The sequence below is a fragment of the Sphingobium sp. FG11 genome (genome assembly GCF_057809915.1).
Map to the genome: position 1 here is coordinate 206,293 of NZ_JBMDKW010000003.1, position 14,727 is coordinate 221,019.

At 62.4% G+C, this 14,727-nt stretch carries 12 protein-coding genes; 10 read left to right on the forward strand and 2 right to left on the reverse strand.

The window, feature by feature from the left end; translation table 11 throughout:
- Positions 1 to 40 precede the first annotated feature (40 nt).
- From ACODSN_RS03965 to ACODSN_RS04000, 8 genes are all read left to right on the forward strand, one after another.
- The gene (locus ACODSN_RS03965) at positions 41 to 910 is read left to right on the forward strand and encodes a 3-hydroxyacyl-CoA dehydrogenase family protein (protein WP_489053411.1); all 870 of its coding nucleotides are present in this window, start codon (positions 41 to 43) and stop codon (positions 908 to 910) included.
- 51 nt (positions 911 to 961) lie between these two features.
- Positions 962 to 1,645: a TetR/AcrR family transcriptional regulator gene (locus tag ACODSN_RS03970; protein WP_489053317.1), complete on the forward strand. Its 684-nt coding sequence runs from the start codon at positions 962 to 964 to the stop codon at positions 1,643 to 1,645.
- Positions 1,646 to 1,774: 129 nt separating this feature from the next.
- Positions 1,775 to 2,557 carry an SDR family NAD(P)-dependent oxidoreductase gene (locus ACODSN_RS03975; RefSeq protein WP_489053319.1) on the forward strand — a complete coding sequence of 261 codons (783 nt, stop codon included), beginning with the start codon at positions 1,775 to 1,777 and terminating at the stop codon, positions 2,555 to 2,557.
- A 27-nt stretch (positions 2,558 to 2,584) separates the two neighbouring features.
- A complete protein-coding gene (locus ACODSN_RS03980; protein ID WP_489053321.1) occupies positions 2,585 to 4,558 on the forward strand; it encodes an oxidoreductase in 1,974 nt (657 codons plus the stop codon).
- A 19-nt stretch (positions 4,559 to 4,577) separates the two neighbouring features.
- On the forward strand, positions 4,578 to 5,528 hold the full coding sequence (locus ACODSN_RS03985; protein WP_489053323.1) for an SDR family oxidoreductase: 951 nt from the start codon (positions 4,578 to 4,580) through the stop codon (positions 5,526 to 5,528).
- Between the two features lie 52 nt (positions 5,529 to 5,580).
- The gene (locus ACODSN_RS03990) at positions 5,581 to 5,967 is read left to right on the forward strand and encodes an EthD domain-containing protein (RefSeq protein WP_489053325.1); all 387 of its coding nucleotides are present in this window, start codon (positions 5,581 to 5,583) and stop codon (positions 5,965 to 5,967) included.
- A gap of 162 nt (positions 5,968 to 6,129) precedes the next feature.
- Positions 6,130 to 8,376 carry a TonB-dependent receptor gene (locus tag ACODSN_RS03995; protein WP_489053327.1) on the forward strand — a complete coding sequence of 749 codons (2,247 nt, stop codon included), beginning with the start codon at positions 6,130 to 6,132 and terminating at the stop codon, positions 8,374 to 8,376.
- A gap of 117 nt (positions 8,377 to 8,493) precedes the next feature.
- On the forward strand, positions 8,494 to 9,393 hold the full coding sequence (locus ACODSN_RS04000; RefSeq protein WP_489053328.1) for an LLM class flavin-dependent oxidoreductase: 900 nt from the start codon (positions 8,494 to 8,496) through the stop codon (positions 9,391 to 9,393).
- A gap of 64 nt (positions 9,394 to 9,457) precedes the next feature.
- On the opposite strand, the gene ACODSN_RS04005 is transcribed toward ACODSN_RS04000, so the two are convergent.
- On the reverse strand, positions 9,458 to 9,628 hold the full coding sequence (locus ACODSN_RS04005; protein ID WP_489053330.1) for a hypothetical protein: 171 nt from the start codon (positions 9,626 to 9,628) through the stop codon (positions 9,458 to 9,460).
- A 242-nt stretch (positions 9,629 to 9,870) separates the two neighbouring features.
- Between ACODSN_RS04005 and ACODSN_RS04010 the strand changes: the two genes are divergently transcribed.
- Entirely contained in the window at positions 9,871 to 10,704 is an 834-nt protein-coding gene (locus ACODSN_RS04010) for an alpha/beta fold hydrolase (RefSeq protein WP_489053331.1), read from the forward strand.
- A gap of 454 nt (positions 10,705 to 11,158) precedes the next feature.
- Entirely contained in the window at positions 11,159 to 13,315 is a 2,157-nt protein-coding gene (locus ACODSN_RS04015; protein ID WP_489053332.1) for a molybdopterin-containing oxidoreductase family protein, read from the forward strand.
- A 109-nt stretch (positions 13,316 to 13,424) separates the two neighbouring features.
- Here ACODSN_RS04015 and ACODSN_RS04020 read toward each other — a convergent pair whose 3' ends face one another.
- Entirely contained in the window at positions 13,425 to 14,699 is a 1,275-nt protein-coding gene (locus ACODSN_RS04020; protein WP_489053412.1) for an MFS transporter, read from the reverse strand.
- Positions 14,700 to 14,727 lie beyond the last annotated feature (28 nt).

The following is a 14,727-nucleotide window of genomic DNA, read 5'->3' on the forward strand; positions in this document are numbered from 1 at the left end:
GGGAATCAGCGGGTTGCCGCTACGGATATTGGGGGCGATGATGGAGCATGTGGGGGTTATCGGCGCGGGTCAGATGGGCGCGGGCATCGCGCAGGTCGCGGCGCAGGCGGGGCTGAAGGTCAGCCTGTCCGATATCTCGATCGAAGCGGCGCAGAAAGGCAAGGCCGGCATTGCCGCCATCCTCGACAAGCAGGTGGCGCGCGGCAAGCTGGACGCGGCGCAGCGCGACGCCACCATGCAACGGATCGAGCCGGTCGCTGACCTTTCCGCCATGGCGTCCGCACAGATCATCATCGAGGCCGCGACCGAACAGGAGGCGGTCAAGCGCAAGATTTTCGCGCAGCTTTGCGAGGCGGTGGGCCAGGATGTGGTGCTGGCGACCAACACGTCGTCCATCGCCATTACTCGGCTGGCGCAGTCGATCGTGGGGCCTGAGCGCTTCATCGGCATGCACTTCTTCAATCCCGTGCCGCTGATGCCGCTGCTCGAACTGATCCGCGGCCTTGCCACCGCCGATGAGACCGTGGCCGTCGCGCGCGCCTTTGGCGAACGTATCGGCAAGCAGATCATCGTCGCGGCCGACAGCCCCGGCTTCGTCGTCAACCGCATCCTGCTGCCGCTGCTGAACGAGGCCTGTTTCGCCGTGGGCGAACGGCTTGCCTCGATCCCCGACATCGACACCGGCATCAAGCTTGGTCTGGGGCATCCCATGGGTCCGCTGACGCTGGCGGACCTTGTCGGCCTTGACACCATCGTGGAAATCCTGCGGGTTTATCAAAGCGATTTTGGCGATCCCAAATATCGCCCGGCGCCGATCCTGCTCAAGATGGTCGAGGCCGGCTGGCTCGGGCGTAAGAGCGGCAAGGGCTTTTATGATTATTCCGGGCCGGTGGCGGTGCCGTCCTTTTGAATGCATGGTGATCGGGCGGTATAAATGGGGGGCATGGATGGTGAACGCGCAATGACGGAGGCAAAGTCGCGCCGGAGACGAAAGCCGGCCGATGAGGAGTCGCCGGTACTGACCCCGCCCACGCGGGGCATCGGGACGATCGAGGCGATCATCGATGCGGCCGAGCGCCTGTGGGGCGACCATGGCATGGAGGGCGCGTCGTTGCGCGAGATCAGCATCGCCGCCGGTTCCGCCAACAAATCGTCGATCGGCTATCATTTCGGCGACAAGCATGGCCTGATCGGCGCGATCTTCAAGGCGCGCATTCCGGCGCTTGAAGAACATCGCGAGCCGCTTCTCGCCGCCGCCAGGGCGGAGGGCAGGCTCGACGACCCCGTCACGCTGCTGCGGATCACATTTGCGCCGGTGTTCCATGCCGTCGACGGCGATGGTCGCCACCGCTTTGCCGCGCTTCTGCGCGCCGTAAACCATTATTCCCTGTGGGATGGCCAACGCGCGATGCAGGAACATGCGCCGCTCGCCTTCTATGTGCTGGGCCTGTTGCGGCAACTGGTCCCCCATCTGCCGCAGAATTTGTTCGACGCCCGGATAAGGCTTGTGAACGAAATCTGCTACGGTGCGGCTACCGATCAGGATGACAATCCCTCCGCTGCTGGTCCCGATACGGTTCTGGCAGAGCAGTTGTTCGAAGATGCGCTGCGCACCTCGGTATATATGATATTTCTCGATAGCTGATCGGCATGTAGGCGGGTTACACTGCTGACGAAAGGCGCAGCTCGACACGCGTTGGACATTGACTCCTGCCTGAACCGAGACTATGCGCGATTTTAGGGTATATGCCTTAAAATGGCAGGCGGCGACGCGATGATCGCCAGCAGGCGCAAGGTGGGTGGAGAGGCAATGGACGGACTGAAGGGCAAATGCGCGCTGGTGACAGGCGGAACGCGGGGCATTGGGCGGGCTATCGTGCTGGCTCTGGCCGCCAAGGGCGCCGACGTGGCGTTCAGCTATCACTCGTCCATCGCGCAGGCCGAAGAGGTTCTGGGGGAACTCGAACGGCTGGGCGTGCGCGGCAAGGCCATCCAGTCGGAACAGGGCGATCCCGCTGCGGCGCCTCGACTGGTCGACGCGGTTATCGAGGCCTTCGGGCGGCTCGATATATTGATCAATAATGCCGGCATCGCGAATCTGGGGCGTCTGGGCGACGGGCATGATTATGCTGCGCTCGACCAGGTATGGGCCGTCAATACGCTGGGCGTCGTCGCCACCATCCGGGCCGCTGCCCATGTGATGGCGGACGGCGGGCGCATCGTCACGATCGGTTCGGTCAGCGGGCGAAAAGCGGGCATGCCGGGAGCGGCCGACTATTGCGGCTCCAAAGCCGCCATCGGCGGCTATTCGCGCGGCGCGGCGCATGATCTCGCGTCACGCCAGATCACCGTCAATGTGGTCGAATCGGGCATGATGAGCACCGAAATGGCGCATGGCATGCCCGAAGCCGACAAGGCGCGGATCAGGGGCGGCATTCCAGTGCAGCGTTTTGGCGAGCTGGATGAAATGACCGGCCTGATCGATTTTCTCGTCAGTCCCGCCGCGGCTTATATTTCAGGCGCGACGCTGACGATCGACGGCGGCTTTTCGGCCTGACCGCCCAAAAAGCAGGATTAGGAGAGCATGGTGAGCTATACGCATGTCGACAAGCCGATCCGGCTTGGCAATATCGAAGTCAAGAACCGCACGTTCCGGCCGGCGCACGGCACCGGAATCGGCTGGGGCGCGATGACCGAGGCGCTGATCACTTATCATGAGGAGCGGGCGCGTGGCGGCGTCGGCCTCATCATCAGCGAAATCGGGTCGGTCCACCCCTCGAGCCAGCATACCCTCAACATCTACAAGCCCGAGATCGAGGACGGGATGCGCGCCTTCGCCGATCGCATGCATGTGCACGGTACGAAGGTGTTCCAGCAGCTCTGGCACGCCGGCGCCGCTTTCCCCACGCACGACAGGTCGCCGCCGTGGAGCGCTTCGGACATTCCCAATGTCGCCATCGGCATCGTGCCCACCCCCATGACCAAAGGCATGATCGACGAGGTTATCGGCGCTTATGCCGAGTGCGCGCGTCGCATGGAGCAATATGGGCTGGATGGCGTCGATATCCATGGCGCGCATGGCTATCTGCCGGCCCAGTTCTTTTCCCCCAACAGCAACAAGCGCGAAGACGAATATGGCGGGAGCTTCGAAAACCGCGCGCGCTTCATCATGGAAATGATGCAGGCGATCCGCGGCGCGGTGTCGAAGGATTTCGTCGTCGGCATTCGCGTCGGCACCGATCTGATCGAGAACGGCCTCAGCATCGACGACTATCTGAAGCTGACGCATATGCTCGAAGACGCGGGCCTGATCGATTATGTGAACCTGTCGGTGGGCAGCTACAACCGCAACGACAAGATGATCGGCGGCATGAACGAGCCGGCGGGATATGAGCTGCCGACCAGCATTCCGATCACTCATAATGTCAAGGTGCCGACGCTGGTCACCGGCCGGTTCCGGACGCTGGAGGAATGTGATCAGGTCATCCGTGCGGGCGATGCCGACATGGTCGGCTTGGTCCGCGCGACGATCGCCGACCCGCAACTGGTGGCCAAGAGCCTGGCGGGTCAGGCGGACCGGGTGCGCCCCTGCATCGCCTGCAACCAGTCGTGCACCGCGAACCAGATGTTCGGCCTGCCCATCGAATGCGCGGTCAACGCCGGCGCGGGGCATGAACTGGAGCGCGGCGAGCATCTGTTGGAACCCGCGCCAGTCGCGCGCAAGGTCGTCGTCATCGGCGGCGGCCCGGCGGGGCTGGAAGCGGCACGGGTCGCGGCGCTGCGCGGGCATGCGGTGACGTTGATGGAAGCCAACTCCCAGTTGGGCGGGGCCATGCGTGCAGCGGCCAAAGCGCCGACCCGGCATCAGCTGATCGACATCGTCACCTGGCTGGAAGAAGAGGTCTATCGCCTCGGCGTCGATGTTCAGCTGAGCACCTATGTCGATGCGGACGACGTTCTCGCCATCGGCGCGGACGCCGTGATCGTCGCGACCGGGGCAATGGAGCGGATGGACGGCATGCAGATTTCGCATCCCGGCGAGCCGATCAGCGGCGTTGACCGCAAGGGCGTCATCTCCTCGACCGACCTGTTCATGATGACCCCCGCCAATCTTGGACGGACCGCCGTCGTCATCGACGATGTCGGTCATCATGAAGCGCTGGGTTCGGCAGAGTTCCTGATTAATCAGGGGCTGGAGGTCACTTTGGTGACGCCCAAGCGCGAACTTTCGCCGCACGTCTGGCCGACGCTGATGCTCGACCCGTTCCTGCAGCGGATGCAGGGCAAGCCGTTCCGCTATATGGATCGCACGCGCGGCATCGCGATCGAGGAAGGGCGGGTCGTCGTCGGCCCTGCCCATCTTCAGGCCACCTTGCAGGATTCGACCGTGCTGGAAGCGGATACGGTGGTGCTGGTGTCCAGCAACCGCCAGATCCGCGACGTCTTCGACGGCCTGCGCGATCGCGTCGCGGATCTTCATCTCGTCGGCGACGCCGGTTCGCCCCGCTATCTTCAAACCGCGATCCGGGAAGGTTTTCTCGCGGGCGCGACGGTCTGATCGGTCAAAGGAGCAAGTCATGACCCAAGGAAAGACAATCGCCATTCTCTGCGCGAGCAGCCGGATGGGTCAGGCGCAGGTACGCGAACTGCTTGCGGCAGGCCATGCGCCGCGCGCGATCTCGCGGACCAGCGCTATCTTCGAGCGCGACGAGTTTCGCGGGACGGAAGTGGTCAGCGCGGACTTTTCCGACGTGGCCGCCCTCGCCGAAGCTTTTGCCGGCGCGGATGCGATCTTTAGCGCCATTCCTTCGCTGGCAGGCGAAAAGTCGCCCCAATATGCCCATAATCTCGTTGAGGCGGCGAAGCAGGCGGGCGTTCGGCGCATCATCCATAATTCGATGATGTGGGCGCCGGATTCCCCTTGTGGTCAGCCCTTTTACGATGCCGTGCTCGACCTGGAAAATATCATCGCCGGCTCGGGCCTTGATGTGACGATCTTTCGTCCCGTCCTGTTCATGGATAATATGCTCACGCGCTTTGCCAAACCCAATCTGCTCCGTCACGGCCTTTATCGTTACTGCCAGCGCCCCGGTATGCTGGCCGACTGGATTGCGATGGACGATGTCGCGAAATTCATGGTCGCGGCGGTGCTTCGTGACGACCTCGCCGGCCGGCGCATCGCGATTGGCGGCCCCGAAACCCTGGCCGTGGAGGAAGTGGTCGAAATCCTGTCCGATACGCTGAACCGCCCGATCCGCTATCAATATGAAGATCCTTATGAATGGGGCGCGCGGGTCCATGAAGAAGTGGGCCTGGCGGCCTTGATGCCGCGCGATGTCTATGCCGAGGCGATGGGCGCTTTCTACACTTTCAACAATGAATCGCCCCATCGTCCGTTCGAGGTGGATATGAAAGCCGTGCTGGCCGAGATTCCCGTGTCTCTGATCACGATGCGCGCATGGGCCGCACAACAGGACTGGTCGCCGGATGAAGAAGAGGGCGTCGCCATAGGGTCGCTATCGGGATGAGCGCACCGGCTGCCATGCAGCCTATCGCGCCATGCTATCAACGGAGTTCCTCATGAAAAAAATGATCCTGTTCATCAAGAAGAAAGAGGGAATGTCGTTCGAGGACTTCCGCGATCATTATGAGAATGTGCATGTGCCGCTGTGCGGCGAGCGGATCGGGCATCTCATTCAGGATTTCCGGCGCTATTATCCCCAGAATCTCAATAATCTCTATCACGGGCGACCTGATGCGGCGGCGGGCCGTGAAGGTGGTACGCGCTATGACGCAGTTGCGGTCTACACGATCAAAGACGAACAAGCGCTGGAAGAACTAATTAAAATCGGTCAGGATCCAGAATTTCAGCGCCTCATCACGGAAGATGAAGAGCGTTTCTGTGACAGGTCTGCAACAGTTGAGGGAGTTGCGGATGAATTTTTTGGTTCTGGCCTTAATGGCTAGGATTTAGATACCGGACACTGTATGGGCGCGGCAAGCGTCCCCGGCGCTTGACTAGAGGCAGGGAGAACACCCCGGAATGGGGCGCGGTCTGCCGTGGAGAGGATCATCCTGGCGTCACCAAGACGCCGGCATTGATAATGATCATTAAGGGATGTCATGGACATGAAATTCAAATCCACATTGTGGTGCGGTGTTTCCGCGCTTCTGTATACGGCCGCGATCGCACCGGCTCACGCCCAGGACGCACAGGCGGCCGATGCGGCGCCGGTGTCGGGCGACATCATCGTCACCGCGCAGCGCCGCTCCGAGCGCTTGCAGGACGTTCCTCTCGCCATCACCGCAGTCACGCCCGAAGCGGCGACGCAGCTTGGCCTGCGCAACATGCGCGACATTCAGCTGGCGATGCCGGGCACCGATTTCACGCAGGCGAGCGGCTTCCTGTCGCTGTTCATTCGCGGCGTCGGCATTCAATATTCGACGCCCGGCCTTGAATCGCCGGTCGCGATCTATCTTGATGGCGCCTATATTCCGCGCGCGGGCGGCGTGAATTCGCTGCTCGACCTCGTCGATCCCGGCACGATCGAAGTGCTGCGCGGTCCCCAAGGTACGCTATACGGCCGCAATGCCACCGGCGGCGTCGTCCGTATCAACAGCGCCGCGCCCACGGACAAGTTCGAGGGCAAGCTTCTCGCCGAATATGGCCGTTTCGATCACAAGCAGTTCGACGGCATGCTCAACGTGCCGATCTCCGACACGCTGGCCGTCCGCTTTGCCGGCCGGTACAAGAAGGAAGACGGCTACGTCACCAATGTCGACGGGACGAAGCTGGCCGCGCAGAATAATTACACGGCGCGGGGCCGTTTCAAATGGGACCCGAGCGATGCGTTCAGCGTGACGGGCGGTGTCGAATGGCAGCGCAGCAAGGCGCGCAACTATAATGACGCGCTCGCGCTGGGCGCGCCAACCTGCTACGTGTGCCAGACCAGCGGCGAAACCCCTCCGGGCTTCTACGAGGCGATCCAGACCGATACCGGACCCTATTATAACCGTGTGTTCCGGGCCGACCTGCGCGCCACGCTGCAACTGGGCGATTTCGACCTGAGCAGCACGACCACCTATTTCACCAATTACAGCGAACAATTTGCCGATAACGATTTCGTATCGTCCAACGCCTTCACGTTCGGCGTACCGCGGAATGGCGGCAAGTCCTACTCGCAGGAATTCCAGGCCACATCGAATCTGGAAGGCCCGTTCAACTATCTGTTCGGCGTCAATTATTTCTTCGACAAAAGCTTCCTCGACATCGAACTGACCGGAAGCGACTATGATGGCGTCAAGGCGTTCGCGGGATCCTATCCGCGCAACAATGCCAATGTTACGACGCAGTCCGTCTCCGCGTTCGTCGAGGGCACCTACAAGGTGACCGACCAGATCAAGATAACGGCCGGTGGCCGCTATACCTATGATGAGCGCGATCTGTCTGTGACCAACAGCACGGGCTTCCAGGCATTCGGTATCTTTACCGGCCATCCCGAGAGATTCCCGGCGGCTTTCAGCAATTCCGCCGCATTCCGCGCCTTCACGCCGCGTTTCGTGCTGGCATGGGACAATGGGCCGCTGAACCTTTATTACAGCTTCACGCGCGGCTTCAAGGCGGGCGGCTTCTCGACGCCCGCTCCATCGCCGGCTGATCCGATCAACCCGGAAAAGGTGTTCAACCACGAAGTCGGCGTCAAGAATTCTGCCTTCGGTGGCAAGCTGCGCAGCAGCCTCGCGGTGTTCTACTATAAGAACAAGGGCCTTCAGCAGCAGATCATCGATGCGACCGGCGCTGGCACCAGGACCGAGAATGTCGGCGCGGCCGAAGGCTATGGCGCGGAACTCGAAATCAATGGCGATCCGATGCGCGGCCTCGTCATGGGCGCGTCGTTCGCCTATCTGCACGCCAAATATGAAAGCTATAAGGGCGCTTCGCAGATTTGCTTCGATCCGACCGGCACGTCCAACGTGAACTCGCCGGGCGCCACGCTCTTTCCCTGCTCGATCGACCTGTCCGGCACGCGGGTGCCGCATGCGCCGCGCATCACCGCGTCGCTCAACGGCAGCTATACGTTCGATATCGGCAGCTGGAGCGCCAATCTGGCGGGTGTTGCGCAATATCGTTCGCGCTTCCTGTTCTGGCCGGGCGCCGGTGGTCCGCTGGGCCTGGATCAGGAGAAGGGCTATGTCGTCGCCAACTTCTCGGGCTATGTCAGCCCTCCGGGTGAATCGCTGCGTCTGGGCTTCTACCTGGATAATGCGTTCGACAAGCAATATGCTACCAACCGCACGACGGGCGCGCCTTATGGCGTGAACTTCAACGCGGCCAAGCCGCGCACCTATGGTGTGCGTGCGGAATATCGCTTCTGATGGAAGCGGCGCGATCGGCGCTGGCGGTTGCCGGCGCCGATCGCACCTTTATTACCGGGCCAATCTGTTTCGGCCCCACGTGTCTGATCTTTCACATCGAGCCTATCGGAGTCCGCCATGCCGCATATCGGGGTTCTTCTCAGCCAGCACGCCTATGATCTGGACGCTCCGGCGCTTTCGGCGCTGGCGCAATCGATCGAGAAACTGGGTTATGAAAGCGTGTGGCTGCTCGATTCCTTCAGCCGCGATCCCTTTCTCGCCGCGTCCTTCATCCTGGGCAACACGACGACCCTCAAGGTAGGCACCGGCGTCGCCACCGTTTTTAGCCGTGACGCCATGGCCGCGACGCAGGCGCGCGAAACCTTGTCCGAATATTATCCCGGCCGGTTCCTGATGGGTCTTGGTGCATCGAACGAGTTCATCGTCAACATGCGCAACGGGCAGTGGGTGCCGCCGGTGCCCAAGATGACCGCCTATCTCGCGGAGATGGATGCGGTCGAACTCGCCCATCCCAAGCCGGCCGATCTTGCACCGCTTCATCTCGCCGCTCACGCGCCGGGCCTTCAGAATCTGGCGCTCAAACATGGTCAGGGCATCCTCACCTGGATCCTGCCGGTCGAAAATGTCCGTCAGGCGCGCGCGCATGTCGGCCCCGATTTCGAAGTGACCGCCAATTTCCCGGTCATCCTCAATGAAGATCCCGCCGAAGCACGCAGGATCGCGCGCGCGTTCCTGACCTTCTACATCCCCATCGCCTATTATCAGGCGGCCTATTCCAAAATCGGCTTTGGCCCCGAAGATTTCGAAAATGGCGGCAGCGACAGGCTGATCGACGCGATCGTCGCATGGGGCAGCCCGGAAAAGATTCAGGCGCGCGTGGATGAATATGTCGCCGCCGGGGCCAGCCGCGTCATCATCAACCCGATCAGCGCGGCGGAAGGCGAGCCGGTCGGCGGCGAACGGGACGTCGACCCCGACTGGGACGGCCTCGCCCGGTTGACCGGCCTGTTGCGCTGAGCGGGAACCATGCTGGGTAGTAGGCCGTAGGCGACGCTGAAGGGCGACGCCACGGCCGCCCTGCTCATCGCGCGGGGACCATCCCCTTGAATACCTTCCAGAACGGACGGTGGATGAAGCCGGGGGCGATGCGGCGCATCCGGGCAAGAAGGTTCGCCTGACCCGGCCTGATCTCGATCACCTCCGCGCCCGCATTTTCGGCCTGGAACCGCAACGACTGCGTGTTGGAAGGCACTGCCGCCTTCGTCGCGCAATAGAGGGGTAGCGCCGGAAGCGCGACAAAGGCGAGGGCATTTGCGCGCGGGCCGGGACGCCGCGCGGTCGCTGATCGGGAATTAGGCGGTCGGCCCCGGAGTGCATGGGAGCATTTGCCGATCGATTGGCAGTTGCGATAGCGCGATCACGGGCTATCTAGTGCCCGCTCTGACATGCGCGGTCTACAGGATCGGGAGTGGCATCGTCGCCTGGAGAGATGTCGTGCCAAATTCCACCCCCTATGAGATCGTCACGAAGGATGGCCTGACCTTGCGGGGCGTGGTGGCCGGGCCGTCGCACGGGCGGCCCGTGTTGTTGTTGCACGGCGGCGGTCAGACCCGGCATTCCTGGAATAAGACGCTGAAGGTGCTGGTCGAAAATGGCTATCGCGTCCTCGCCTATGATGCGCGCGGCCATGGCGACAGCGACTGGTCGCCGACGGGCGATTATGCGATTTCGACGCTGTCGGACGATCTGCTGCTGATCTTGTCGGCGCTCGATCAGCCGGCGGCGCTGATCGGTGCGTCGATGGGCGGGCTGACCGCCTTCCATGCGGTGGGATCGGCGGGGCCGGTGGCGCAGGCGCTGGTCATGGTGGATATCACCTTGCAGCCGGCGGATGAGGGGGTCGAAAAGATCAACAGGTTCATGACCGCCCATCTCGACGGCTTCGCCACGCTGGAAGAGGCGGCGCAGGCAGTCACCGCGTTCAAGCCCGGCCGGCCCGGACGCGCCAACCCGAACGGCCTGGCCCGGAATTTGCGGAAGCGGGCTGACGGGCGGCTCTACTGGCACTGGGACCCGCGCGTTCTGGACGCGACCGGCGAAGGCTGGCTGGACGAGCTCAACCATTTGAGCGGCGGGATTTCCTTGCCCATACTGCTGTTACGCGGCGGGCGCAGCGATATCGTCGATGATCGCGGCGTCGACATGATGATCGAAGCCCTGCCGCAACTGGAGATCATGGACGTGCCGGGCGTAGGGCATATGGTTGTGGGCGACAGCAATGATGCCTTTAACGACGGGTGTCTCGATTTTCTGCGCCGCTGCTTCTGAAGTGGGCTGTTGCGGCGCAGACATGCGCCTTTTCTGGCATATCGCGGTCGCGCTGAACGGGCATGATGTGGGCGATCGATTTCTACGACTTCTACGACGCGTTTGCCCGGACCGGGGACGACTGAAGGATCAAAGTCTGCGTTGCGCGACGATCGTTTTCTACGGCGACGCCCTTCGGTCAGGGCCGGTAAGCTTTTAGGGCAGCGGCACCCGGACATATCCCGCAAAGTTGTGAACGTTCATTCGTCTTGACCTCGCTGGCGCCGGGGCATAGCTTCGTGACCACAATCGAACGTCGGATCACCCGATCACGCCCATGACATGCGCAAAGACCGCAGGCGGGCGGGTGGGACCCGGCCGGGGCCAGACGCGGGCAAATCGCGAAATTTCGGCAGGATAATGTCAGGGTCTCCACGGAGACTGAGTAGCCCGCCGGACAAGATAGGAGAGGGAATTGGATCAGCTTCTGGACAAGAAGGTCGAGCACCGCTTTTCCGCCTGTCGCTATTGCGTGGGCAATTGCGGCGTGATCGTCGAGGTGGATGCCGAGACCGGGCGAGCGGTGGGGCTGCGCGGCGACCGCGACCATCCGCTGACCAAGGGCTATGCCTGCATCAAGGGACTACAGGGCGTCTATGCCCTGAACGCGCCGGACCGCGTCTTACGTCCGCTGAAACGCAATGAGGAGGGCGGCTTCGACGAGATTCCGCTGGAACAGGCGCTGGACGAGATCGCCGCGCGGATGCAAGCCTGCATCGCCGAGGATGGGCCGAAGTCGGTGGCGGTGTACAAGGGCACGCAAGGCTTCACCCATGCGCCGCTGCTGGAGATCGTGCGGCGGTTTCTGGAGGCGATTGGGTCGCCTTGCATGTTCACGACCTGGACGATCGACCAGTCGAACAAGTTTGTCGCCGCAGAACGACTGGGCTTTTGGGGCGGCGATGCCCATCATATGCTCGAATCCGACGTGATGATGCTCGTCGGCGGTAACCCGCTCGTCTCGATCGGTATGATGGGCGTGACCCCCACCAACGTCACCAAGCAGTTCAAGGCCGCCAAGGCGCGGGGCATGAAGCTGATCGTGGTCGATCCCCGGCGGTCGGAAACGGCGGTGCTGGCCGATCTGCACCTTCAGATCCGGCCGGGCGAGGATGTGGCGCTGTTTGCGGGATTGCTGCGGGAAGTCCTGGCCAACGCATGGGAGGACAAGGAATTTTGCGCGGCTCATGTCATCCAGATGGACGCCTTGCGCGACGCGGTCGAACCCTTCACCATCGCCATGGTTTCGGACCGGACCGGCCTGTCTGCCGACGACCTGCGCGTCGCCGCGCGCATGTTCGCCCATGACGCCAGCCGAGGCGGCGCGTTCAGCGGCACGGGGCCGTCGATGGCGCCGCATTCGAACCTGTCGGAACATCTGATGCAGGTGCTCAACGTCGTGTGCGGCCGCTATAATCGCGAGGGCGACATCGTGCGCGGCGCGGGGCTGATGCGCCCGCGCACGATGGTGGCGCAGGTGTATCCGCCCCGTCGCAGCTGGCAGCGCGAGCCGAAGATGCGCGCGACGGGCTATGGCACGCTGAATGGCGAGATGATGACGGCCGCGTTGCCGGACGAGATATTGACGCCCGGCGTCGGCCGCGTCCGCTCCCTGATAGTGGTCGGGGGCAATCCGGCTGCGGCTTTTCCGGATCATGTAAAGACGGTGACGGCGTTGAAGGCGCTCGATCTGCTGGTGACGGTCGAACCTTTCATGACGCAGACCGCGCGGCTTGCGCATTATATCCTGCCCCCCACGATGCAATATGAGCGGTGGGACTTGCTCTTCGGGCAGGAGAGCGAGCTTATGAACCCCGAACCCTATCAGCAATTCCTGCCGGCGGTCGCAACGCCTCCGGCGGGGTCGGACCTGATCGAGGATTGGCGCGTGTTTTATGAGCTGGCGAAGCGGCTCGGCACGCCACTCCAGTTCTGCGGCAGTCCGATGGATATGGAGGTGACGCCGAGCACCGAAGCGCTGATCGAACAGATCATCGCAGATGGCCCCTTGTCGCTCGATCATCTGAAACAGCATCCGCGCGGTACGTTCATCGACGTACCGCCGACCGTGGTTCAGCCCGGCGGCGACGATCCTGCCGCCCGGTTCGAGGTCGCGCCCGCCGATGTCATCGAGGAGCTGGCAGCGGTGCGGGCCGAACGAGTGGCGACATCGGAATATCCCTATCGGCTGATCTCGCGCAGAATGCGGGAAATGCTCAATACGGTGGGCCAGAATTTCCCCGTATGCCGGACGCGCGAACCCTATAATCCCGCCTATTTCCATCCGCAGGACATGGCGGCGATCGGCATCGGATCGGGCGACTGGGTGGAGATCGAATCCGATCATGGCCGACTTCAGGCGATCGCGAAGCCTGATGATACCATGCGTGCGGGGGCCATATCGATGACGCAGTGCTGGGGCGGATTACCCGAGGACAAGAGCCCCTATACGCAGGTCGGCGCCAACACGAATTTGCTTATCGGCACCGATCGAAACGTAGAACCGATCAACGCCATGCCGCGCATGTCGGCGATTCCGGTGAAAGTGCGGCCGATCAGTTCGCCTGAGTGAATGGCGAAAGGGATATCCGACTAACGCCTGTGTCGCGCGCGGGACGACGGGCAGGGGCTTACATCGTCAGCACAGCCTGCCGGAAATTCCCCGATCCAATCGTCCCGTGCTATCCGGCGGACGCGGCACCGACGACAGGGAATCCGGCGAGCGCTTCCCGTTCGAAATCGGCGCGTATCCACCAGAGCAGCAACATGCTCAGTCCGCTGAGCGACGCGCAGACGATTGCCAGCCCCCCGCTCAGGCCGGTCGATCCGATCATATCGCCGACCATCGGAACCGCGACCGGAACCGCGCCTGCGCCCAGCAATGTGATGCCCATGTATAACAACGCCACAAAGGTGGCCCTCATCCGGGCGGGCGCTACCTCCTGCATGGAAATGACGATGTTCGTGGTGCCACCCAACGCCGCGGCCACACCCAATCCGATCAACGCCAGGCGAAGCGGGGGAGGGGACAGGAGCGGGCCGATGGCCAATGAGAACAGGGCTATGGCCATAAATGCCAGGCAGACCAGGATGACGGCATCCATGCGCCCGCGTGCTTTCAGGCGGGCCGTCATCCACGGCGCGCCCATCACCCCGATCACGCTCGCCACCAGGTTGACAGGTCCCAGTGCCGATCCGGCCTTTACCGCAGACCAGCCAAAATCCCGCATGAGCGATTCGATCGTCCAGTAATTGAGCGCGTAGCAGCATCCACCTGCAAACGCGCAGGCGAAAAAAAGGCCAAAATACAGTTTTTTGCGGGATAATATCTGGCGCAGCACGTCCCCTTTTACAAGCGCAGCGGCGTGGCCGGGTTCGCTCGTCCGCTTCGGTTCCCGCGCCGTCAGTAAAAAGAGGATGGCCAACGCCAGGGATGGCAAGCCCACCGCAAAAAGCACCAGTTGCCAGGTTTGCATATCGGTTTGAACACCGCCGGCCTTCGCCGCTTCGATGCCCGAAATGACAAGAGCGCCGCCCGAAAACGCCAATGACGGGCCGAGCAGGCCGGCGGATGTATACAGGCTGGCGGCCAGACTGCGCTTGTCGCGGGGGAAAAGATCGCCGATCATCGAATGCGCGGCTGGCGTCAGCACCGCTTCACCGGCGGCGAGGCCCAGTCGCAACAGGACCAGCAGGACGTAGCTGCCGGCGAAACCCGATGCGATCGTGCAAAGGCACCAGATGATCGCCCCTGCGGCGACAAGCATTTTGCGGTTGCCCCGATCGGCAAGGCGACCCGCCGGTATCCCCAGAAATGCATAGACGATGGCAAAGGCGGTGCCGACCAGTAAGCCGATCTGTACGTCGCTGATCTGAAACTGCGTTTTGATCGGGCCGATCAGCAGAACGAGAATATTCCGGTCGATGAGCGAAAATGTATAAAGGACCGACAACATTGCGAGCACCAACCATGGTCCAACGCCG